This window comes from Caproiciproducens galactitolivorans, from assembly GCF_004768785.1.
GTDB classification, from domain to species: Bacteria; Bacillota; Clostridia; order Oscillospirales; family Acutalibacteraceae; genus Caproiciproducens; species Caproiciproducens galactitolivorans.
In genome coordinates this window covers 94816-116977 of sequence record NZ_SRMQ01000003.1, presented here as the reverse complement: position 1 = coordinate 116977, position 22162 = coordinate 94816, and the positions used below count along the sequence as shown (strand labels likewise).

The window sequence follows — 22162 nt, the reverse complement described above, 5'->3', positions numbered from 1 at the left end:
CTCCGTCAATCCTCAATCAACGCAAACGACAGCTCACCGCTTACCGCGAGTTTTCCCCCCACAAGCCCCTTTGCGCTTGCAAAATAAAAAGGGCCCCTTTGGTTTGTTAAAATGCATTCGATTTCAAGCGTATCGCCCGGAAGGACCTTGCGCTTGAATCTTACTTTATTTAAACCTGTGAAATACGGCGTTTTGCCCTCTGTGCTTTCGCCGATCAGGATACAGCAAGCCTGCGCCATCATTTCGCAGAGCACCACGCCCGGAACGACAGGATTGCCGGGGAAATGGCCCTGTAAAAACCATTCGTCGCCCTTTACCGTATACCGGCCAAGGGCTCTATCGTCGTCCGCTTTTTCCACATGATCTATCAGCAGCATCGGTTCCCGGTGCGGAAGGATTTTCTTAATTTCCTCTCTATCCATTCTCTTCTCCTATTTCATACGGAATAAGGTCTGGCCATATTCCACAACCTGTCCCGCAGCCGCGCAAATTTCCGTAATTTCCCCGTCGCGGTCGGCGGTGATTTCATTTAAAAGCTTCATGGCTTCAATAATGCAGAGCGTGTCGCCCTTTTTCACCTTGCTGCCCACCTGTACATACGGTTCGGAATCCGGGGAGGGAGCGGAATAAAACACGCCCACCATGGGAGATTTAATTTCTGTTCCCTCCGCTTGCTGTGGGGGGGCAGGTTCCTGCGCGCCCGGCTGTACGGCCGCGGGGGGCTGCAGGGTTGCGCTGGCTAGCTCCGCCGCCTGTGCGGCTTTCCTCTCCATGCGAAGGGTGGTTTCGCCCTCCTTAAGCTCCAGCAGCGTCAGGTCGTTATCCCGCATAACCGACGCGATTTCTTTCAGCTTTTTCAGTTCCATCCGTCATCCGTCCTTTCATTCGCCCGTATATTTCCGGAAAGCAATGCAGGCGTTGTGCCCGCCGAAGCCAAGGGAAACAGACAGGGCAAGGGTGGTTTCCTTTTTCCGGGCGGTGTTCGGGGTATAATCCAGATCGCAGTCCGGGTCCTTTTCCTGCAAGCCGATGGTCGGTGGAATGACTCCGTGCTTTAGTGCCAGCACGCTGGAAATCGCCTCAACCGCGCCCGCCGCACCGAGCATATGCCCAGTCATGGACTTGGTGGAGCTGATGCTGGTCCGGTAGGCTTTGTCGCCCAGCGCTTTTTTTATGGCGATGGTTTCCGATTTATCGTTAAGCGGCGTTCCGGTGCCGTGCGCGTTGATGTAAATTTCATCCTTGTCCTGATACCCGGCCTCTTCCAGCGCGAAGGAAATCGCCCTTGCGCCGCCAACGGCTTCCGGGTGCGGCGCGGTAATGTGGTGCGCGTCGCAGGTATTGCCGTAGCCGCAGATTTCCGCGTAAATTTTCGCGCCGCGCGCTTTGGCGTGCTCGTATTCCTCCAGAATCAGAATTCCCGCGCCCTCGCCCATAACGAAGCCGTCGCGGCGTTTATCGAACGGGAGGGAGGATTCTTCGGGGAGGTTTTTTGTGGAAAGCGCCATGCAGTTCGTAAACCCTGCGATGGAAAGCGGATTAATCGCCGCTTCCGCGCCGCCGGCAATCACCGCATCCGCGTGCCCGCCCTTGACCGTTCGGAACGCTTCGCCCAGCGCGTGGGTAGAGGTGGCACAGGCGGTTACGACCGGAAGGCACGGACCCTGCGCATTATACTTAATCGCAATATTTCCCGAAGCCATATTCGCAATCATCATCGGCACAAACAAAGGGGACACCTTGCGGGGGCCGCCTTTTAAATACTTATCGCACTCCTTAATGAAGGTATCCATCCCGCCGATGCCGGAACCGACGTAAACACCGAGGCGTTCCGGGGAAAGGGTTCCGGCGATTCCGCTGTCTGCCATCGCCTGGGAAGCCGCCGCCATAGCGTACTGTGTGAAAAGATCGGATTTCCGTATCTCGGCTTTTTCCATATACTCTTGCGGATCAAAGCCCTTGACCTCCGCCGCGATTTTCACCTTAAAATCAGCGGTGTCAAACCTTGTGATAAAGCCAATCCCGCACTTTCCGTCGATCAGATTGTTCCAGAATGCTTCCACCGCATTTCCGACCGGGGACACCACGCCCAATCCGGTTACAACAACTCTTCTCATGTTTCTTCCTCCTCGGCGTTTCCGCCGCTCTGCCGGTATTCCTGCTCCAGCGTTTCAAACAATTTTTTTACCGGCACGATTTCTTTTACCTTATATCCGTTTGCTCCAATAAATGCGAAGCCGTTGTCTAGCTTGCCCTTGCAGGCGTTGATCAATGCCATGGAAATGCAATAGGGGCTGGTTTCGCGCGTACAGGTGGATATGCAGTGGAACGGGCAGGCTTTCGGCCTGCGGGTACCCTGCTTCGCCTCATGGAGGAAACGGTTTACAATCGCGCGCCCGGGCATTCCCACCGGGCTTTCAATAATCCCGATATCCTCTTTTTTACAGTCCACATACGCCTGTTTAAAGGCGATATCCGCGTCGCACTCGTCGGTCGCGACGAAACGGGTAGCCATCTGTACGGCGGAAGCGCCCAGATGCAAGAACCGGCGGATATCCGCCCCGGTAAAGATGCCGCCCGCCGCGATAACGGGGATTTTCCGCCCGACCTGTTCCTCCAGAGGGCGGATTGCCTCAATTACCTGCGGCACCAGGTTTTCCAACCGGTAGGCGGGATCGTCGATCTGTTCCTTGCGGAATCCCAGGTGGCCGCCCGCCATGGGGCCTTCCACTACGACGGCGTCGGGGATATAATCGTATTTTTCGCGCCACCATTTCGAGATGGTTTTCACCGCGCGCGCGGAGGAAACAATCGGCGCAAGCTTGGTTTTACAGCCCTTTTTCACAAAGGCGGGCAGGTTCAGCGGAAGCCCCGCACCGGCAAAGATAATATCGATGCCCTCTTCAACGGAGGTTTTCACCATATCGCCGAAATCACTAAGCGCAACCATAATGTTCACGCCCAGTGCACCGGCGGTTTTTTCCCGCGCGCGCCGGATTTCCCCCCGAAGGGCTTCGATATTGCCGCCCGGCGTATTTTTTCGGTTTACCATACCGACGGAGGCGGCGGAAAGCACGCCGAGGCCGCCCTCGTTTGCAACGGCCGCGGCCAGCCCGGAAAGGGAGACCCCGATCCCCATGCCGCCCTGCACAACCGGCGTTGGAACAATCAAATCGCCGATTACGAGCGGCCCATGATCAAAATATGCCATATGCCTTCCTTTCTACGTGCGGCTTACATGCACAGGCCGCCGTCAACCTTAATAACCTCTCCGGTAAGATAGCCCGCGCCGTCTCCGGCAAGGAACGCCGCCAGTTCCGCGACATCCTCCGGCCTGCCCATCCGTTTTAGGGGGATGGCGCTGACCGCGGCTTCCTTTGCTTTGTCCGCAAGGCCGGCGGTCATGTCCGTTTCAATAAAACCCGGTGCAATCGCGTTGCAGGTTACGTTCCGCCCCGCCAGTTCCTTGGCGGTCGCTTTGGTAAGGCCGATCAGCCCCGCCTTGGCGGCGGAATAGTTTGCCTGACCGGGATTTCCCACGATACCGGAAACAGAAGCGATATTGATAATCCTGCCGCCGCGTTTTTTCATAAAATTCCGGTACGTATGCTTAATCATATGGAAAGCGCCCTTTAGATTCGTATCCAAAACGGCGTCGAAGTCCTCTTCCTTCATAGCAAGCAGCAGGCCGTCGCGCACGATTCCGGCGTTGTTGACCAGAATATCGATACCGCCGAAATCCGCGAGCACCGCGTCCACCAGCGCTTTGGTCTGCGCGTCGTCGGAAACATCGCACCGGTAGGCCTTTGTCTTCACACCGTACGATTCGATCGTTTCACAGGTTTCCTTTGCCGCGGCCTCGTTCCCGGCGTACACAACTGCAACGTCGGCGCCCTCCTGCGCTAGTTTCAGCGCGATCGCCTTTCCGATTCCTCTGGAGCCGCCCGTTACAACGGCTGTTTTTCCTTTCAGCATGGCTGCCTCCTTATTTCTTCTGCGGCGCTCTGTGCGTCCGAAAAGTTTTCCACGTTCAGTACCCTTACCTGTGGAGAAATCTTCCGAATCAGTCCGGTCAGCGTTTTTCCCGGACCGACTTCCACAAAGGTATCCACCCCGTCCGCAATCATATTCTCTACGGATTTCTGCCAGTAAACCGGGCTGTTCACCTGGCGGGCAATCGTATTCCTGCGGCCTTCGCCGTAGGGCTTCGCATCCACGTTGGAGTAAACCGGCAGTTCCGGTTCCTTCACGTCCATCTCTTGCAGTTCCAGAAGCAGTTTGTCCGACGCTTCGTCCATGAACGGGGAATGGAAACCGCCGCTTACTTTCAACGGGACGGCGCGCCCGCCCGCATTCTGTACTTCCTTACAGAACGCGTCCATCTCGCTTTTCGGCAATGCAACAACCGTCTGCCCCTTACAGTTAAAATTCACCGGATAGGAATTTTGGAACCCTTCGCAAAGTGAACGCACCTGTTCGACGGAAAGCTTTAAAACCGCGGCCATGGCGCTTTGGCTCTTTTCCGCCGCGTCCTGCATGAATTCCGCCCGTTTGCAGACAAACCGGATGCCTTCGTCGGTTGAAAACGCACCGGCAAAGGTCAGCGCCGCAACTTCGCCGAGCGAAAAGCCGGCTGCCGCTTCGGGCTGGATCCCCAGTTCCCGCAGGCATCTTGCCGCCGCCAGATCCACACAGAGCACACAGGGCTGGGTGTTGATCGTCTGGGAAAGCTCCTCGAGCGTACCCGAAAAGCACTGGTTTGAAGTGCCGGGGCGGATGGAATCGGCCCGGTCAAACACTTCCCTTGCCGCCGGGCTGTTCTCGTACAAATCTTTCCCCATACCGCTGTACTGCGTGCCTTGGCCGGCAAACACGAATGCTACTTTACCCATTTCCCGGCTCCTTTCAAAAGGGTTTCCGCTTCCCCGAACATCTCGCGGATAATCTCCGCGGCGGGCTGTTCCTTTTTCACCAGCGCCGCGATCTGCCCGGCCATGAAGCAGCCCTTTTTCTCGTCGCCCTCAACCGCTGCAAGGCGAAGCGCACCCACGCCGAACGCTTCCAGTTCCTTGTCGGAAACCTCGCTGTTGTATTCCATTTTCGCAAATTCCCTAGTAAAGCTGTTTTTAAGAGCCCGTACTGGGTGCCCTATCCGTTTTCCGGTTGTAATCGTATCAATATCCTTCGCATTGAGGATTTTCTTTTTATAATTCGGATGTACGCCGCATTCTTCTGCGACCAAAAAGCGCGTGCCGACCTGCACGCCGACCGCGCCAAGCATGAAGGCGGCGGCGATTCCGCGCCCGTCCGCAATGCCGCCCGCCGCAAGGACGGGGATATTCACGGCGTCGCAGACCTGCGGCACCAGCGTCATGGTGGTCAGCTCGCCGATATGCCCGCCGGACTCACAGCCCTCCGCAATAACGGCGAGGGCGCCGCTGCGCTCCACGCGCTTTGCCATGGCGGTGGACGGTACGACGGGAATCACCTTAACTCCCGCCTTGTTCCACTCCTCCATATACGGCGACGGATTGCCCGCCCCGGTGGTAACGACCGGCACCCGCTCGTCGATCACCAGCCGGGCGACTTCATCGGCGTAGGGGCTCATCAGCATTATGTTCACCCCAAACGGTTTATCCGTCAGCGCCTTTGCCTTATGAATCTGATCCTTCAGCCAGTCAGCGCTGGCGTTCATCGCGGAAATCAGCCCCAGACCGCCGCCGTTGGAAACAGCCGCCGCAAGCTCCGCGTCGGCAATCCATGCCATTCCTCCCTGTAAAATCGGGTATTCAATCCCAATCAATTCGCAAAGTGGCGTTTGTACCATTGAATTTCCTGCCTTTCCTTATTCAGCATTCAGCGATCTTCTTTTGTCCACCGGAGGACGCATGCTCCCGAGGTAAGCCCGCCGCCAAACGCGGCCAAAGCCAGGAGGTTTCCTTTTTTCAGTTCCCCGGCCCGGTTCAGTTCGTCCAACAGGATTGGAACGCTTGCCGCCGACGTGTTTCCGAACCGGTCGATATTGTAACGGTATTTTTCCGGGGCAATGGAAAGCCCCTTTTTCGCTGTTTCAATAATCCGCAGGTTTGCCTGATGGGGTACCACAAAATCGATATCGTCCTGCGTAATCCCCGCTTCCCGGATCACTTCCTGCAAATCGTTGCACATGGCGGACACCGCGAATTTGTAAATGTCCTTACCGTTCATCCGCAGATACTGAGCGGCCGCTTTCCGCTCGGAAAATGGGCAGTTGCCCTCTGTATTTTCAATATGGAGAGGTTCCTCGTTTCCGCTGGCGTGCACTTTGATGGACAGCAGGCCGTCGCCCTCCGAAAGTACCGCCGCGCCCGCACCGTCCCCGAACAGCACGCAGGTGGAGCGGTCCGTCCAGTCCAGAAGCTTGGACATCGCCTCCGCCGCGACGATCAGGATTTTTTTGACCCGCTTTGCCTGAAAATAGCAAAGCGAAACATCCAGCGCGTAAAGAAAGCCCGTACAGGCGGCGTTTATGTCGAACGCCGGGCAGTACGCGCCGATCCGCTTTTGCACCAGACAGGCAAGCGACGGCGTAATGTATTCCCCGCGGGCCGTTGCGCAGATAATCAAATCCAGCTCGCCGGAGCTGATTCCGGCATCCTCCAGCGCGCGCCGCGCCGCCTCCGCCGCGAAGTCCGTAATGGTTTCCCAAACCGAAACATGCCGGCTCTTAATTCCGGTGCGGGTGGAAATCCATTCGTCGGAGGTGTCGACAATCCGGGACAGCTCCTCGTTGGATTTGGAACATTCGGGCCATGCGCTTCCTGTGCCGATAATATTTAAACTCATATTTCCTCCGTCATGCAGGCTTATCCTTATCAGATGAAAAACAGGCTGTGGTAAATCATCCGGACAAGTGCGTTTTTATTTCATATATCACGAACCCGGGGGGATAAACGGCTCCTTTACAGCCGCTTTCGCGCGGGAGCGCCGCGCACGGTGCGGGAAAACAGCGAAAGGGCGCTGTGCGCCCTCAGCCTGCCGCAATATATGCCAGCCCGGCGCAGCCCGGTCCGGCATAGGTGCCGACAACCGGCCCTATGTTAATCGTTTCGCTGCCGGAAATATCCGCCGACGTGGCCACCGTCTCTTTTAAAAGGCTTAGAACCTGCGGCGCGGCGGTCTCGCCGAAAACAATCGGGTGCTCCGTGTCCGGCTTGTCCCGCTGTATCAGCGTCCCGATCTTCTCGATGGCCGCACGCATTCCCTTTTTCCTGTCCGGAGCGATCATCTCGCCGTCCTTCATGGAAATAATGGGTTTAATATGCAGCATCGTACCGACAAAAGCGGAGGAAGCCGAAAGCCTTCCGCCCATTTTTAAATATTTCAGCGAATCAAAGGCCGCGTAAAAGCGGAGACGGGGCTTCAGCGCTTCCAACGCCTCACAGATCTGCTTTGCGGAATACCCCGCGTCGCGCATCCGAACCGCCTCAAACACCATAAGCGCCAGCCCAAAGGTCACCGTTTCGGAATCCACCAGATGAATATTCTGGGCGCCGAGAAGGTTTTTCCCGATGCCCGCCGACTGGTACGTTCCGCTCAACCTGCTGGAAATGAAAATTCCAACAACCTCCTGCCCGCTTTTGGCATAGGGCGAAAACGCCTGTGCAAACCTCTCCGGATTCACCTGCGCGGTGGTCGGAAGCCGATTGCTTTTGGAGAGCATTTCAAAAAACTGCGGCGCGGAAAGGTCTACGCCGTCTTTATATTCTTTATCGCCAAAACGGACGGTAAGAGGCATGCATTCCACCCCCAGCTCCGCACAGCGCTTCTGCGGAATATCCGCCGTGCTGTCCGTAATGATTTTCACATCCATTATGACTCCTCCGTTCAAACTTTATTTCGACTCTAGAAAGTTCTTCACCGCCGCCAGCCCTTTCACAAATACCGTCAGTTCTTCCTCGTTCATCGCCGACATAATAGCCGACACCATCTTGTGATGGAAGGATGCGTGAACCTGGTTGGCGGTTTTCCCTTTTTCCGTCGGGTAAATCCGAACAACCCGCTTATCGCGCTGATCCTGCCGCCGTTCCACGTATCCTTTTTTTTCCAGCGTATTGATCGTTGTGGTGAGTGTGCCTGCTGTGATCCTTTGCGAGGACGCAATTTCCGACGCGGTATTTTTTGCGGCCTGAACCGCGTCGCACACCGCCTCGATCACATGCATTTCCCGGAGGGACAGGTTGTGGAATTCCTTCGTTTTTAAGCTTGCTTCCTCTGTGCGGAGCACTTCGTTGAATACTTTGACAAGGAAATGGTTGATTTGCGAATATTCCTCCAACATGCGGCACACCTCCTCAAAATTAATTTGATGTTCAAAACAATTTCGTTATTTTGCATTATAACAAATCCTTATCTACGTGTCAAGAAGCGGTTTGTCGGGGGTATTGCTCTGTTTTTATCGAATTTAGAAAAATCCAAAACGGATTTTATTGGGAAAAACAGGTAAATCAGCGAAAAATCCGGCTGAATTTGCAGGGGTGAAAAGCGAAAACCGCTGTGCATGACTGCGGAAAATCATGTTATAATGTTGATATAAGCAAATGCAGACGGAGGCTCTACTATGAACGTTTTCGATATTGTCGGGCCGGTGATGATCGGTCCTTCCAGCTCGCATACGGCTGGCGCGGTGCGCATCGGGCGGATTGCCGGCGCGCTTCTGGAGGGCGAGCCGGTCCGCGCGCATATTCTTCTGCACGGCTCCTTTGCGAAAACCTACCGGGGGCACGGGACGGACAAGGCACTTGTGGCGGGAATCATGGGCATGGCACCGAGCGACATACGCATCCGGCAGAGCCTTGAAATCGCAAAAGAACGCGGGCTGGACGTAGTTTTCGGAAAAACCGAGCTGGAGGGTGCCCACCCAAACACAGTAGTGATCACGCTGAAGGACGCAAAGGGGCGTACGGTAAAGGTGCAGGGAGCCTCCGTGGGCGGGGGCAACATCCTGATCAGCGAAATTAACGGGATGAAGGTAGAGGTAACCGGGCAGCAGGACACGCTTCTGGTGCTGCACCGAGATGTTCCGGGAGTAATCGCACATGTTACAAACTATATTGCGGCGCAGGGCGTGAATATCGGCAATTTCAAGCTGACCAGAAGCCGGCGCGGGGAAACCGCGATGATGACGATTGAGATGGACGGCGAATTCAGCCGCGAAAGCAACGAAGGTATTGAAAAGCTGCCGAATGTCATCCGTTCTATTATTCTGCGACCGGAATAGCCCTTTTATGTCGTATTGAAAACGGAAGGAAAAGAAAAATGAGTATTTATTATTCCGTACAGGATCTAATCGAGACCGCCGAGCGGGAAAACAAAAAAATATCGCAGATTGTGCTGAAGGATCAGGCCGCCGAGCTGCAAAAGCCGGAATCCGTGCTTTACAAAAACATGCGGGAAAGCTTTCTGGTGATGCACCAGTCCGTATCGGACGGCATCAGCCCGGACATGCGCTCCGTTAGCGGGCTTTCCGGCGGAAGCGCCTATAAAATGAATCTTGCGGTGGAAAACGGGAAAACGCTTTGCGGCAAAGTCTTCGGCCGTGCGCTCGTGCGCGCGCTTGCGGTTTCGGAAAGCAATGCATGCATGGGGAAAATCGTGGCTGCGCCAACGGCCGGCTCCTGCGGGATTCTTCCCGCCGCGCTGCTCACCGTAATGGAGGACCGCGGGCTGAACGAGCGCGACGTGGTGATGTCGCTGTTTACCGCTTCTGCGTTCGGGATGGTGATTGCGAACAACGCGAGCATTTCCGGCGCGCAGGGCGGTTGCCAGGCGGAATGCGGGAGCGCTTCTGCAATGGCAGCGGCGGCGCTGACCGAGCTGGCGGGCGGCACGCCCAGGATGGCGGCGCACGCGTGCGCGATCGCGCTGAAAAACATTCTGGGGCTGGTCTGCGACCCGGTCGCCGGGCTGGTGGAAATCCCGTGCATCAAGCGCAACGCCATGGGCGTTGCAAACGCCTTTGTGGGCGCGGAACTTGCCCTTGCCGGAATTGAAAGCGCCATTCCCGCCGACGAGGTCATTGTGGCCATGAAGCGCATCGGCGACATGATGCCCGGCAGCTTAAAGGAAACCGCCGAGGGCGGGCTTGCCGGAACGCCGACCGCCAAGAGGCTGAAAAAACAGATTTTCGGGGAATAAAAAAGAGACTGTGTTTGCAGTCTCTCTTTTTAAAATGCGATCATCAGACCGCCGTTGTCGTTGTAAAAGCTGGTGAGCCCGCGCGTTTGCAGGATCGTGATTTTCGTTGTCATACAGACATGAATAATCTTTTCCTTCAGGCGCTGCGCCCCCACCGGATTGTTGCAGTGGGAAATGACCACCGGCTGGCCGGCAAGGTTTTTCCATTCGCTCATGGTCCTTACGATTGCTTCCAGCGCGCGTTCTTCGCCGCGCGGCTTCTGCAAAACGCGGATGGTGCCCTCCGGCGTATTGGCGGCGACGGCGCGGATCCCCAGCGAAGACGCAAGGATGCCCGCAATGCGCGACATACGCCCGTTTTTCACAAGGTTATCGTAGGAGCCGCAGGAAAAAAGCAAAAAGATGCTCCGGGCGTAAGCTTCCGCCTGCTTTACCACCGCTTCGAAATCCAGCCCTTGAGTAATCAGCTCCTCCAGCTTGCGCAGGATCAGAACCAGCCCGCCGCCCGTTGTGTGGGAATCAATCACATGGATGCTTTTTTCCGGGCTTTCCTCCAGCACCATCTTTTTCCCGATCAGCGCGCTGTTATAGGTCCCGCTGAGCGCGCTCGTCATGGTAACGGCGACAGTCTTGTCGCTTTTACGGAATTCTTTCGCCCATTCTTCCGGCGCGGGGCATGCTGACGAGGACGGCCCTTTATAGCTTTTCATGTCCGTCATCATTGTGTTGACGTTCAGCTCGTCATTGTCAATATATTCGTTGTTCCCTACGGTGATTTTCAGGGGCACAACCCCAAAATGCAGTCCGGAACCCGCAAATGCGTTTGAAGGCAGGTCGCAGGAGCTGTCGGAAATAATTCCCCAAGTCATAAAAGCACTTCCAATTTTACAAATTTAATAATATGGTTTTAAATACCATATATTTTGATTTATAATACCACATTACCCAATTTATAATTATTCTTGTATGGAATTTATTCGGAAGAATTGAAAAATAAATTCAATCGGGTTATACTATTTGACAAACGAATCGCCTTATACGCACGGTTTGCATCGAATTTAAAGAAATGATTGGAGCTGAGCAGAATGTTTGAAGAAATTGCCGCGCAGGCAAAAACGGCTGTGAGCGAGCTGTTGGACGCCGCAAAACTAAATGCCGGGGATATGCTGGTGGTCGGCTGTTCTTCTAGTGAAATCGGCGGGCACGATATCGGTTCGTCTTCCAATGTAGAAATTGCAAACGCGGTTTTCGGCGCGATTTACCCGATTTTAAAGGAAAAAGGGATTTATTTAGCGGCGCAATGCTGCGAGCACCTGAACCGCGCGCTGATTATTGAAAAAGAAGCCGCGCTGAAAAACGGGCTGGAAATCGTAAACGTCGTCCCGCAGCCGAAAGCGGGCGGATCCTTCGCTTCGGCGGCGTACGCGAACTTCGAGCATCCCGTCGCGGTGGAGCATGTCTCAGCGCAGGCAGGGATGGATATCGGCGACACGCTGATAGGCATGCACCTACAAAGGGTGGCGGTACCGGTGCGCCTTTCCGTTCGGAAAATCGGCGAAGCAAACCTGACCTGTGCCCGCACAAGGCCGAAGTTTATCGGCGGCGAGCGCGCACATTACGATGAAACGCTGAAATAAAACAGAATTTCCCAATGATAAAGCCCCGCGCCCTAGCGAAAGCTAACCGCGGGGTGATTTTTTGGGAAAATCCGTTTATGAAACCGACCCGAATTTCAAAAATTACTTTACGTCCCTTCCCAAAGACGTTCAAAACCGCATCAAGCGTTCCGGGGTGCAGATCAGCACGCTCGGCGAGCTGATGATGGTGGGGGAGCGTTTTAAAGAAACCGGGGTAACGGACGGAAAAAGCGGATAATTTCCTGTGTTTTGGAAAAAATATCCGCGGAGGTGAAATTCCATGGGACGAAAATACAGCGGCCTTTACGAACTGATTGAAAACGACGGTGAAGCAGGGGATTACTTTGATACCCTGCCGGAGTATGTAAAGGAAAGCATTCAGGAGCGCGAGCAGAATATCAATTCCTTCGAAAGCCTGCGCGATTATGCCGCCAATCTGATGCGCAACGAATGAGGATCGGGCGGGGATACACCGCCCGATACATATTGACAGCACCCCGCTTTTGTGCTACACTTACGAAAATATTTATAGCATATTTGAAACACTGTGACGAAGAGAGTAGTCCCTTTGAACGCACACACAGAGAAGCTTCCACGGGGAACCGGGCTGAAAGGAAGCGTGCGGGAGGCCGGATGAAGATGGCTTCTGAGTGGCGCACCGAGATGGATTCCCATTTAGGCTGCGACGGGATTTCCCGTTATCGAAAGCGGGTATAGGCAGTAAAACTGTAATACCCTTAGAGGTTCGTTCCCGCGAGGGACGGGCAAATTGAAGTGGTACCACGGGAGAACACCCGTCTTCAGAAAGCATACGCTTTCCGAAGACGGTTTTTTTATTGTTCCTTTTCCGAAAGCGTGAGGAACACATTCCATCTCATTTGAAAAAGAGGCTCGAAAGGAAGCATTGTTATGAAAATCAGCGAATGTTTGAAGAGCGGCAGGGTGACGGTTTCCTGCGAGCTGTTCCCCCCGAAAAAGGACGGCGAGCTGGAGCATGTGCGCGAGGTTGTGCGCGACATGGCCGCCTTGAAGCCCAATTTCATGAGCGTAACCTACGGTGCGGGGGGCGGAACCTCTGAAAACACCGTCCGCATTGCGCAGGAAATTGAAAGCAGGGGGATAACGGCGCTTGCGCACCTTACCTGCGTTTCCTCCACCAAGGACCAGGTCGCACGGATATTGGCGGAGCTGAAGGAAAAGCGGATTGAAAACATCCTTGCCCTACGCGGGGATATTCCGAAGGATTCCGACTTCCCCTCGCCCGGGCACTACCGCTACGCCTGCGAACTGGTTGCCGAAATCAAGGCGCACGGCGGTTTCTGCATCGGCGCGGCCTGCTACCCGGAAGGGCATATCGAGTGCGCCCACAAGGAGGACGACATCGAGTATTTGAAGCGGAAGGTGGAAAGCGGCTGCGACTTTCTGACCACCCAGATGTTTTTTGACAACAATATCCTTTATAATTTCCTGTACCGCATCCTTGCGAAAGGAATCAACGTCCCCGTGGTGGCGGGGATCATGCCCGTTACGAATAGCAGGCAGATCAAGCGCATCTGCGCCCTGTCCGGAACGGTGCTGCCGCCCCGCTTCAAGGCGATTGTCGATAAATTTTCCGACCGCCCCGCGGCGATGGAGCAGGCGGGCATTGCCTATGCCACCGAGCAGATTGTCGACCTGATCTCCAACAACGTGAAAAATATTCACATTTATACCATGAACAAGCCCGACGTTGCCGCGAGGATCATGGGAAACCTGTCGGAAATCATCGGGTGATACCATGACGGATCGAAACGAAATCCTGCGGTACCTCGGCTTTCGGGGAAAACCGGCGGACGAACGCACCCTGCAAACCATGGAATCGTGCCTTGCCGAGCTGGAGCAGGCGGTCACGCCGCGGAGCATACACCGGGGATTCCCCGTGGCCTTTTCCGGCGGCGCGGTTACCGTCGGCGGCCTTCGCATTGAAAGCGTCGACCTTGCAAGGCATATTTCCGGATGCGGGGAAGCCGTCCTTTTTGCCGCCACGCTCGGCGCGCGGGCAGATTTCCTTCTGGAACGCGCCGCCAAAGCCGACATGAGCCGCGCCGTTGTGATGCAAGCGTGCGCCGCCGCGCTGACGGAAAGCGTGTGCGACGAATTCCAGCGAAAAATTGCGCGGGAAGCGGCAAAGCGCGGGCTGTACCTGCGCCCGCGCTACAGCCCCGGCTACGGAGACTTTTCCATCCGCTACCAGCGGGATCTTCTGAACATACTGGATTGCCGGAAAATCGGCCTTTCTATGACGGAGGACTTCATGCTCGTGCCGACCAAATCCGTCACCGCCGTCATCGGGCTTACGAAAGAGAAAACAAGCTGCCATATTGCAAAGTGCATGGAATGCCGGTCGTTGGACTGTCCGTTCCGAAAGGAGTGATCGTATTGGGAATTCTGGAAGATTTAGGGAAACGCCTGCTGTTTTTCGACGGCGGCATGGGCACACTACTGCAGGAAAACGGGCTTCCCCCCGGGGAACTGCCGGAGCTTTGGAACCTTACCCGCCCGAAGGTCATTTTCGATATTCACAGCCAGTACCGCAAGGCCGGCGCGGATATTCTGAAAACCAATACCTTCGGTGCCAACGCGATCAAGCTGCGCGGAAGCGGGCACAGCCCGGAGGAAATCATCTCCGCCGCGGTGGGAATCGCAAAGAAGGCCGCAGGCGGCGCGCTGGTCGCCATGGATATCGGCCCAACGGGGAAGCTCTTAAAGCCGCTTGGCGACTTGGCCTTTGAGGACGCCGTCGCCGTCTTTTCCGAAGCGGCGCAGGCAGGAAAGAAGGCCGGGGCGGATCTCATTCTGATTGAAACCATGAGCGATACCTACGAATGCAAAGCCGCCGTTCTTGCGGCGAAGCAGACCGGGCTTCCCGTTTTCGCCACCGTGGTTGCGGACGAGGAGGGAAAGCTTCTGACCGGCGGCGACCTTCCCGCCGCGGTCGCGCTGCTGGAGGGCTTGCAGGTGGACGCGCTGGGGCTGAACTGCGGCTTCGGGCCGGAGCAGATGAAGCGGCTCGTCCCGCGGCTTCTGGAGTGCTGTTCCTTTCCGGTGATCCTTAACCCGAACGCGGGGCTGCCCCGCAGCGAGGAGGGCAAAACCGTCTTTGACGTAGGACCGGAGAAATTTTCCGCCGCCATGGAGGAACTCGCGCGGGACGGCGTGTGGATTCTGGGCGGCTGCTGCGGCACAACCCCGGACTATATCGCCGCGCTGGTGAAGCGGTGCGCGAAAATCCCACCCAAGCCCATCGGAAGGAAGAACCGCACGGTGGTTTCCTCCTTTGCAAAGGCTGTGGTATTCGGGGAAAAACCGGTACTGATCGGCGAACGCATCAACCCGACGGGCAAGCCGAAGCTGAAACAGGCGCTGCGCGACAACGATATGGATTACCTTCTGCGCGAGGGAATTGCCCAGCAGCAGAAGGGCGCGCATATTCTTGACGTGAATGTCGGGCTGCCGGAAATTGACGAGCGGACGCTGCTGCCGCACGCGGTTTCGGAAATTCAGAGCGTCGTCGACCTTCCTCTCCAGATCGACACCTCCGACCCGACCGCCATGGAAGCCTCCATGCGGATTTATAACGGTAAGCCGCTGATCAATTCGGTGAACGGCAAGAAGGAATCCATGGAAGCTGTGTTCCCGCTTGTGAAAAAATACGGCGGCGTGGTCATCGCGCTGACGCTGGACGAAAATGGCATCCCTGAAACGGCGGAAGGGCGGTACAAAATAGCCGAAAGGATTGTAAAAACCGCCGCGCAGTACGGGATTCCACGTACGGATATCATTGTCGACACGCTCGTCATGACCATCAGCGCGGGGCAGGAGAACGCGGCCGTCACGCTGGAAGCGCTCCGCATGGTGCGCGAAAGGCTGGGCGTTCTCACTTCGCTCGGCGTGTCCAATATTTCCTTCGGGCTGCCGCACCGCGAGCATATCAACGCAGCGTTCTTCCTGATGGCCTTGCAGAACGGGCTGGACGCGGCCATCGTGAACCCCGGCTCCGAAGAAATGATGGACACCTATTTCGCCTACTGCGCGTTAAGCGGCAAGGACGAAAAATGCATGGCGTATATCGACCGGTATTCCGCGCAGAAAGCCGCCCCCGCGCCCGCTCCCGGAGAGCTTTCCCTTTCCGGCGCAGTAACGGGCGGGCTGAAGGAAAGCGCGCGCGCCGCGGCGCACTCCCTGCTGAAAACGCAGGAGCCGCTCGACATCATCAACTCCGAGCTGATTCCCGCGCTTGACCGCGTGGGCAGGGATTTCGAAAAGGGCGTGCTGTTCCTTCCCCAGCTTTTAATGAGCGCGGAGGCCGCCAAGGCGGCGTTTGAGGAAATACGCGCCAGCATGGGGCGGGAAGCGAACCGCTCCAAAAAGGAGAAGATCATCCTCGCCACCGTAAAGGGAGACATCCACGATATCGGCAAGAATATTGTTAAAGTGCTCCTTGAAAACTACGGGTACGACGTAATCGACCTTGGCAAGGATGTCCCGCCCGAAACGGTGGTGGACGCGGCGGAAAAAGACGGCGTGAAGCTGGTTGGGTTAAGCGCGTTGATGACCACCACCGTGGCGAATATGGCGGATACCATCCGGCTTCTGCGCGAAAAAATCCCCGCGTGCCGGGTGATGGTCGGCGGCGCGGTCTTAACGCCCGAGTACGCAAAGCAGATTGGCGCGGATTTCTACGCCAAGGACGCCATGGCGTCGGTGCATTACGCGCAGGAGCTTTTTGCAAACGCGGGCGGGCAGGCTTAGGGCTTCGAAAGACGTCCCCATTTGTCCGAAGCCTTCTCAAAGCGCAGGGAAAGGGAAGGGGCGTCAGAAGCTTTAAAAGCCGTCAAAAAAGGAACCGCGCCGAAAACCGGGCGCGGTTCCTGTGAAATATTGCTATATTTTCAAATAAATTGAAATTCCCTGTTGCAATATTCGAATAAAAGGGGTATAATTGCCTGTAACGCATAAAAATAGAAAATGCCATGCAGGAACAGGTGCTACCAACACCTGCCCCCTGCATACGGAGAACGGAACTCTCCATACGCAACTGATAGAATCAGCACATTGCGTATTCTATTATAACCTCTTTTCCCATTTTTGTACAGAGGTTTTTTCGAATTTCGCATTGTGCAGGTAGCGTTGTATATGGACAAGGTCCGTGTACAGCGTTTTTTTATGCCTTGCACTCGGGCGGCGAAGTGCTTCATTTTGCGGTCCCCAACCAAACAATCTGATTTTTTCCTTCGCCGTCCGACTTTAAAAAACATCTTCACACTCCACTAATTCTCGGTGTGTGCGAAACCATATATCGCCATATGCGGGGTTTGGGGCTGCACCTTGCCCGGTGTTTTGAAAAGCCGAACCAATCCTTCTCCCCTTAGAGGGAATGGGCACAGCGCCTAGCAGATACGCGGAAGCCCTTCGCCGTACAGAACCGTGACAATCCGAGTGCCGCCGATGGGTGTGCGGAGCAGCACTTCGCCGTACCCCTCTGAAACAACAGAACCAATAATCGCCGCGTTTTCGCCGTACCCGCTGTTTTTCATGCAGGCAAGCGCTTTCTCCGCGTCCTCGGGTGCGACGACGACCGTCATCTTTCCCTCATTGCCCATATAAAGAGGGTCAAGCCCAAGAATATCGCAGAAACCGCGCACCTGTGCCGAAACCGGCAGCTTTTCTTCAATCAGCTCGATCCGGCAGTTCGAAGCGGAGGCGAACTCATTCAGGACGGTTCCCAGCCCGCCCCGGGTTACGTCGCGCATGGAGCGCACCTTCACGCCCGCTTCCAGCAAGGCGTTTACCATCTCGCCAAGCGGCGCGCAGTCGCTCTTTATCGTGTTCGTAATCTTCATCCGCTCGCTCAGTATCGCGGCGTGGTGGTCGCCCAGATTCCCCGAAACCAGCACAACGTCGCCCTTTTTGCAGTAGGAGGAACGAATGTCGACACCTGCCGGAACAAAGCCCACGCCCGCGGTATTAATATAAATCCCGCCGTGGCCTTCCACAACCTTTGTATCGCCCGCCACAATGCTTACCCCGGCTTCTTTTGCGGTTTCCGCCATGGAGGCCGTTATTTTTTCCAAGTCCTCCGTTTCCGCGCCTTCCTCAAGGATAAAGCCGCAGGTAAGGTACTGCGGTTTTGCCCCGGACATCAGAAGGTCGTTGACCGTACCGCAGACGCACAGCCGCCCGATGTCCCCGCCGGGGAAGAACAGGGGCGTTACCACAAAGCTGTCCGTAGTAACGGCAATGCGCTCCGCGCCCGGAACAACGGCGGAATCCTCCATTCTGGCAAGGACGGGATTATGAAAATGTTTTTCAAAAATACCGGCAATCAGCTCGGAAGTTGCCTTTCCGCCGCTGCCGTGCGCCATGGTAATTTTCATTTTGTTTTCCTCGCGTTTATATAATAATTATAACAGCTTCCCTCCATGGAAACCATGCAGGCCCCCTGGGGGGCCTCCGGGCTGCAGCAGGTGCCAAACAACGGGCATTCCACCGGGGACAGCGCGCCGGTGAGCACCTTGGCGCACTGGCAGCGCGCGTTCGCGCCGCAGTCTTCGGTTAAGCCTTCGCTGCCCGCGTCATAACGGGCGTATTCGTCCCGCAGCCGGATTCCGGAATCCGGGATAACGCCCATCCCGCGCCACGCAGCGTCGCAGGGGACGAAGTATTTTTCCACCATGCGCTGGGCGGAAAGGTTGCCTTGTTCCGATACCGCCGAAGGATACAGGTTCAGAACCCCGGCTTTTCCGCGCCTTTTCACCAGCGCGTAAATCGCCGCCAGAATCTCGGGCCCTTGGAAGCCCGCGACCGCAAACGGGATTTTGTATTTTTCGGAAAGCGGCGCGAAAATGCGGCTTCCGGTAATCACGCTGACATGTCCGGGCGCTATAAATCCGTCCACACCGCCCTGGTTAGCGCAAATCCAATCGATGACCGGGGGCATGGTTTTCAGCGAGGTCAGAAGCTTTACGTTGGTAATCCCGGCCTGCTCCGCTTCCTCCAGAAGCATGGTATAAACCGGGGCGGTGGTTTCAAACCCGACCGCCGCGAAAATATAGGTATGCTTCGGGTCGTCCGCCGCCATTTTCAGGGTATCCTGCGGGGAATACACCATGCGGACATGGCCGCCTTCGGCTTTCGCGTCGTTCAGACTTTTCCGGCTGCCCTTTACGCGGAGCATATCGCCGAAGGAAACGACCACGTTTTCCGGCTCTATGCAAAGCGCGGTCAGGCGGTCGATATACGCCGTTACCGTTACACAGACGGGGCACCCCGGCCCGGAAATCATATGGATGGAAGGGGGGAGCAGGCTGACGATCCCGCAGCGGGAAATCTGCGCGGTATGGGTGCCGCAGACCTCCATCAGCCGGAGCGGCGGGCCGTCGTAATGCTTTAAATAAGACTGAATATCCGTCATAGCTCTTCCATTTCCTTTAACAGCTCTTCGATCGAATTGCTTTCTTCTTCGGAAAGCACCTGTAAAATACAGCCGGCGTGAACCAGAACCCGGTCGCCCGGCTTAATTTTCACAAGGCCGGCCTCCGCCTCCACCGTATTGCCGTTAAAATCGACCGTGGCCGTTCTTCCGTTTATTTTCAGCACCTTGCCCGGCAACGCAACACACATAACAATCACCATATCCAGCGGATTGGATAAAGCGCCCGCCCTTCATCCGCAAAAAGGGCGGAGCTGTTTCTATTTGGAATTTTCCTCCTGCACCATCGCGGCAAGCCACGCCTGCCCAAGGCAGATGCCGCCGTCGTTGCAGGGAACGGCGCTGTTCAGGTACACGTCGAACCCGTCCTCCGTCAGCTTCGCATAGCATTGCTCCAGCAACAGGAGATTGCCAAACACGCCGCCGCTCAGCGCGACGCGCTTTTCGCCGTCTTCCGCGCGTATTTTCCGGCAAACGGCAAGCACAACGTCGGACAGCGCCACATGGAACCCGAACGCAATCCGTTCCCTGTCGCCGCCTGCGCGCGCCTTTTGAAGGATCTGGCTGACCAGATCCACCTGGTCAAGCTCGATTTCCCCGCCTTCCTTTTCCAGAAGCGGGATTCCCAGCGCGGAAGGCCCTTTTCCGGCAGCCTTCGCCGCGGCAGCCGCATTTTCCAACGCGATGGCGCATTCGCCCTCGTAACCGTTGTTCTCCCGGATACCCAGCAGCGCGCTGACCGCGTCGAACAGCCGGCCCACGCTGGAACTGTCCTGCGTATTAATCCGGTGCTTCAGCGCGGCCCGTACCATTTCGTAGCGGGGGCTGCCCCAGCTTTCGCCCGCGGCGCTGCGGTAGCAGTCTGCGGCAAGCACGGCGTTTTTTGCCACCGCGTCCCCGCCGCAGAGCGGCACGCTCCTAAGGTGCGCCCGGCGCACAAAGTCCTTGCCCTTGCAGAGCAGGAATTCGCCGCCCCAGACCGTTTCGTCCGTACCGTAACCGGTGCCGTCGAACACAACGCCGATACAACCGTCCAGATGGTGCTCCGCCATGACGGACGCCGCGTGCGCGTGGTGATGCTGGAACTTGAGCGCGCCCGCCGAGGTAATTTTTGCGGCAAGCTCTTCCCCCAGGGCGGTTGTGTGGTACCCGGGGTGCAAATCGCAGGCGACCGCGAGCGGCTCAATCCGCAAGAGGCGTTCCATATGCTTCAGGCCGTTGCGGTAATTCCGGCTGATCTGAAAATTTTCCATATCGCCAAAATATTGGCTTACATACGCGCGATCCCCCTTGTACAGGCAGAAGCTGCTTTTCAGGTCGCCACCCATGGCGAGCACCGGCTTTTTCGGGCGCGGCGCAAGCATGATCGGGAGGGGGACGTACCCCCTGCTGCGGCGGATAATCTGGGTTTTTCCCGCGAAAACCCGCGCAACGGAATCATCCAGCGGCGACAGGATCCGGCGCGTATGGTAAAGCACCCCCGAAAGGAACGGGGAATTTACTTTCAGCATATCCTCGTCTTTATAAATCATCGGCTCCGTTGTAAAATTACCGCTGGTAACCACCAACGGGCCGAGCGTATCCGTCAGCATCTGATGAAGCCCGGTGCAGGGCAAAAACGCGCCGAGAAACCGGCTTTCGCCGCTAACCTGCGGGCAGAACGCCTGCTTGGTTATCCGCAGCAGGACGATCGGCCTTGCGGTCGACTTTAAAAGCTCTTCCTCCTCTTTGCTTACACTACAGTACGCACGGATGCTTTCCATCGAGGGGAACATAACGGCGAAGGGCTTTTTCTCCCTGGCCTTCAAAAGCCGCAGGCGCTCAACCGCCGTTTCCTGCTCAGGGGAACACACAAACTGGTAGCCGCCCACGCCCTTCAGGGCAAGAACCCCGCCGTTGCGCAGAAGGGCAACCGCCTTTGAAAAGGCTTCCTCTTTCTCCCACGTCATGCCCTGATCCCGCAAAATAAGCTGCGGTCCGCAGTCATGGCAGGAAATCGTCTGCGCATGGCATCTGCGGCCTGCTTGGTATTCCTTTTCACAGGCGGAGCACATGACGAAATCCCGCATTGTTGTTGTACCGCGGTCGTAAGGAAGCGTATTCATAATGCTGTACCGCGGCCCGCAGGAAGCACAGCTAATGAAAGGATAGTGATAGCGTCTGTCCTTTGGGTCATACAATTCTTTCTTGCAGCTTTCGCACATGGGGATGTCCGGGGGAAGCACCGGCGCTTCCGTATGGTCTGTATATTTTCCGCTTAAATCAATGCGGAAGCTGTCAAACCGTTCCTCCGGCAGCGGCTTTACCTCAACGCGAAGAACCTGTGCGCCCTCCGGCCGCTGTTCGTGCAGGCGGCGAACAAAAGCTTCCACTTCCGCCTGACCGCCCGAAGCGGTGATTTCCACAATTCCGCCGCTGTTGCGCACCCACCCTTTCACGCCGAGTTCTTTCGCCTGCGCGGCAACAAACGGGCGGTAACCTACGCCCTGCACGATACCGAAAACGGTTATGAAAACAGTCATGCGCTCTGATCGTCCTTCGGCTCCTGCGTAAAGGTCTCCGTTCCTTTTTCGCTGGCTGGCTGGGTATAGGCGGGGCGCATGCAAAGGCATTTTTTCGGGCAACTCGCCACACAGTAGCCGCACTGGATACAGCTGAAGCGTTTAATGGACCAGCTTTTTGCCGCGCGGTCTACGGTAATGGCGCCCGTGGGGCATTTTTTGGAGCAGAGTCCGCAGAAAACGCAGACGTCTATATCATTTTCCACATGCCCCCTGGTGCGCTCGGGGTAAACCCTCGGCTCCTGGGGATACAGCCGGGTCGCCGGCTTAGAAAACAGGTTATGCAGCTCTGTTTTCGCAAATGTCAGTAATTTCAT

The 22162-nt window shown here is 56.2% G+C and carries 24 protein-coding genes; 8 read left to right on the top strand and 16 right to left on the bottom strand.

Annotated elements, in window-relative coordinates; all coding sequences use genetic code 11:
• Positions 1 to 5: 5 nt before the first annotated feature.
• From fabZ to CAGA_RS05020, 10 genes are all read right to left on the bottom strand, one after another.
• The gene (fabZ, locus tag CAGA_RS05065) at positions 6 to 422 is read right to left on the bottom strand and encodes a 3-hydroxyacyl-ACP dehydratase FabZ (protein ID WP_135658463.1); all 417 of its coding nucleotides are present in this window, start codon (positions 420 to 422) and stop codon (positions 6 to 8) included.
• Between the two features lie 9 nt (positions 423 to 431).
• Complete coding sequence (gene accB / locus CAGA_RS05060; protein ID WP_135658461.1) at positions 432 to 866, bottom strand: acetyl-CoA carboxylase biotin carboxyl carrier protein; 435 nt, start codon at positions 864 to 866, stop codon at positions 432 to 434.
• A gap of 15 nt (positions 867 to 881) precedes the next feature.
• Complete coding sequence (gene fabF, locus CAGA_RS05055; RefSeq protein ID WP_135658459.1) at positions 882 to 2117, bottom strand: beta-ketoacyl-ACP synthase II; 1236 nt, start codon at positions 2115 to 2117, stop codon at positions 882 to 884.
• A complete protein-coding gene (locus CAGA_RS05050; RefSeq protein ID WP_135658457.1) occupies positions 2114 to 3211 on the bottom strand; it encodes an NAD(P)H-dependent flavin oxidoreductase in 1098 nt (365 codons plus the stop codon). The genes fabF and CAGA_RS05050 overlap by 4 nt, the downstream gene beginning before the upstream one ends.
• A gap of 23 nt (positions 3212 to 3234) precedes the next feature.
• Positions 3235 to 3975 carry a 3-oxoacyl-[acyl-carrier-protein] reductase gene (fabG, locus tag CAGA_RS05045; RefSeq protein ID WP_135658455.1) on the bottom strand — a complete coding sequence of 247 codons (741 nt, stop codon included), beginning with the start codon at positions 3973 to 3975 and terminating at the stop codon, positions 3235 to 3237.
• On the bottom strand, positions 3969 to 4892 hold the full coding sequence (gene fabD, locus CAGA_RS05040; RefSeq protein ID WP_135658453.1) for an ACP S-malonyltransferase: 924 nt from the start codon (positions 4890 to 4892) through the stop codon (positions 3969 to 3971). The genes fabG and fabD overlap by 7 nt, the downstream gene beginning before the upstream one ends.
• Complete coding sequence (gene fabK, locus CAGA_RS05035; RefSeq protein ID WP_135658451.1) at positions 4880 to 5827, bottom strand: enoyl-[acyl-carrier-protein] reductase FabK; 948 nt, start codon at positions 5825 to 5827, stop codon at positions 4880 to 4882. The genes fabD and fabK overlap by 13 nt, the downstream gene beginning before the upstream one ends.
• A gap of 29 nt (positions 5828 to 5856) precedes the next feature.
• Positions 5857 to 6825, bottom strand: a complete 969-nt coding sequence (locus CAGA_RS05030) for a beta-ketoacyl-ACP synthase III (protein ID WP_135658450.1) — start codon at positions 6823 to 6825, stop codon at positions 5857 to 5859.
• 184 nt (positions 6826 to 7009) lie between these two features.
• Positions 7010 to 7852, bottom strand: coding sequence for a DegV family protein (locus tag CAGA_RS05025; RefSeq protein WP_135658448.1), 843 nt, complete (start codon positions 7850 to 7852; stop codon positions 7010 to 7012).
• 21 nt (positions 7853 to 7873) lie between these two features.
• A complete protein-coding gene (locus CAGA_RS05020; RefSeq protein ID WP_135658446.1) occupies positions 7874 to 8320 on the bottom strand; it encodes a MarR family winged helix-turn-helix transcriptional regulator in 447 nt (148 codons plus the stop codon).
• A gap of 279 nt (positions 8321 to 8599) precedes the next feature.
• Between CAGA_RS05020 and sdaAB the strand changes: the two genes are divergently transcribed.
• Both sdaAB and sdaAA read left to right on the top strand, forming a co-directional pair.
• The gene (gene sdaAB / locus CAGA_RS05015) at positions 8600 to 9259 is read left to right on the top strand and encodes an L-serine ammonia-lyase, iron-sulfur-dependent subunit beta (protein WP_135658444.1); all 660 of its coding nucleotides are present in this window, start codon (positions 8600 to 8602) and stop codon (positions 9257 to 9259) included.
• A 38-nt stretch (positions 9260 to 9297) separates the two neighbouring features.
• Positions 9298 to 10176, top strand: coding sequence for an L-serine ammonia-lyase, iron-sulfur-dependent, subunit alpha (gene sdaAA, locus CAGA_RS05010; RefSeq protein ID WP_135658442.1), 879 nt, complete (start codon positions 9298 to 9300; stop codon positions 10174 to 10176).
• 29 nt (positions 10177 to 10205) lie between these two features.
• On the opposite strand, the gene CAGA_RS05005 is transcribed toward sdaAA, so the two are convergent.
• On the bottom strand, positions 10206 to 11045 hold the full coding sequence (locus CAGA_RS05005; protein WP_135658440.1) for a DegV family protein: 840 nt from the start codon (positions 11043 to 11045) through the stop codon (positions 10206 to 10208).
• 216 nt (positions 11046 to 11261) lie between these two features.
• Here CAGA_RS05005 and CAGA_RS05000 point away from each other — a divergent pair, with 216 nt between their 5' ends.
• The 6 genes from CAGA_RS05000 (at position 11262) to CAGA_RS04985 (ending at position 16604) form a co-directional block, all read left to right on the top strand.
• Positions 11262 to 11813, top strand: coding sequence for a TIGR01440 family protein (locus CAGA_RS05000; RefSeq protein WP_135658438.1), 552 nt, complete (start codon positions 11262 to 11264; stop codon positions 11811 to 11813).
• A gap of 61 nt (positions 11814 to 11874) precedes the next feature.
• Positions 11875 to 12051, top strand: coding sequence for a hypothetical protein (locus tag CAGA_RS12610; RefSeq protein WP_167875161.1), 177 nt, complete (start codon positions 11875 to 11877; stop codon positions 12049 to 12051).
• Between the two features lie 42 nt (positions 12052 to 12093).
• Positions 12094 to 12267, top strand: coding sequence for a hypothetical protein (locus CAGA_RS12605; protein ID WP_167875160.1), 174 nt, complete (start codon positions 12094 to 12096; stop codon positions 12265 to 12267).
• 455 nt (positions 12268 to 12722) lie between these two features.
• Positions 12723 to 13586, top strand: coding sequence for a methylenetetrahydrofolate reductase [NAD(P)H] (gene metF / locus CAGA_RS04995; protein ID WP_135658436.1), 864 nt, complete (start codon positions 12723 to 12725; stop codon positions 13584 to 13586).
• 4 nt (positions 13587 to 13590) lie between these two features.
• Positions 13591 to 14226, top strand: coding sequence for a vitamin B12 dependent-methionine synthase activation domain-containing protein (locus tag CAGA_RS04990; RefSeq protein WP_135658434.1), 636 nt, complete (start codon positions 13591 to 13593; stop codon positions 14224 to 14226).
• Entirely contained in the window at positions 14190 to 16604 is a 2415-nt protein-coding gene (locus CAGA_RS04985; RefSeq protein ID WP_135658432.1) for a homocysteine S-methyltransferase family protein, read from the top strand. The genes CAGA_RS04990 and CAGA_RS04985 overlap by 37 nt, the downstream gene beginning before the upstream one ends.
• Positions 16605 to 17242: 638 nt before the next feature.
• On the opposite strand, the gene hypE is transcribed toward CAGA_RS04985, so the two are convergent.
• The 5 genes from hypE to CAGA_RS04960 all read right to left on the bottom strand — a co-directional run bounded on the left by hypE (position 17243) and on the right by CAGA_RS04960 (position 22162).
• Positions 17243 to 18229, bottom strand: coding sequence for a hydrogenase expression/formation protein HypE (gene hypE / locus CAGA_RS04980; protein WP_135658430.1), 987 nt, complete (start codon positions 18227 to 18229; stop codon positions 17243 to 17245).
• Positions 18226 to 19266: a hydrogenase formation protein HypD gene (gene hypD / locus CAGA_RS04975; RefSeq protein WP_135658428.1), complete on the bottom strand. Its 1041-nt coding sequence runs from the start codon at positions 19264 to 19266 to the stop codon at positions 18226 to 18228. The genes hypE and hypD overlap by 4 nt, the downstream gene beginning before the upstream one ends.
• A complete protein-coding gene (locus CAGA_RS04970) occupies positions 19263 to 19475 on the bottom strand; it encodes a HypC/HybG/HupF family hydrogenase formation chaperone (RefSeq protein ID WP_135658426.1) in 213 nt (70 codons plus the stop codon). The genes hypD and CAGA_RS04970 overlap by 4 nt, the downstream gene beginning before the upstream one ends.
• 69 nt (positions 19476 to 19544) lie before the next feature.
• A complete protein-coding gene (gene hypF / locus CAGA_RS04965) occupies positions 19545 to 21806 on the bottom strand; it encodes a carbamoyltransferase HypF (protein WP_167875159.1) in 2262 nt (753 codons plus the stop codon).
• A complete protein-coding gene (locus CAGA_RS04960) occupies positions 21803 to 22162 on the bottom strand; it encodes a 4Fe-4S dicluster domain-containing protein (protein WP_135658421.1) in 360 nt (119 codons plus the stop codon). Before CAGA_RS04960 ends, hypF begins: the two co-directional genes overlap by 4 nt.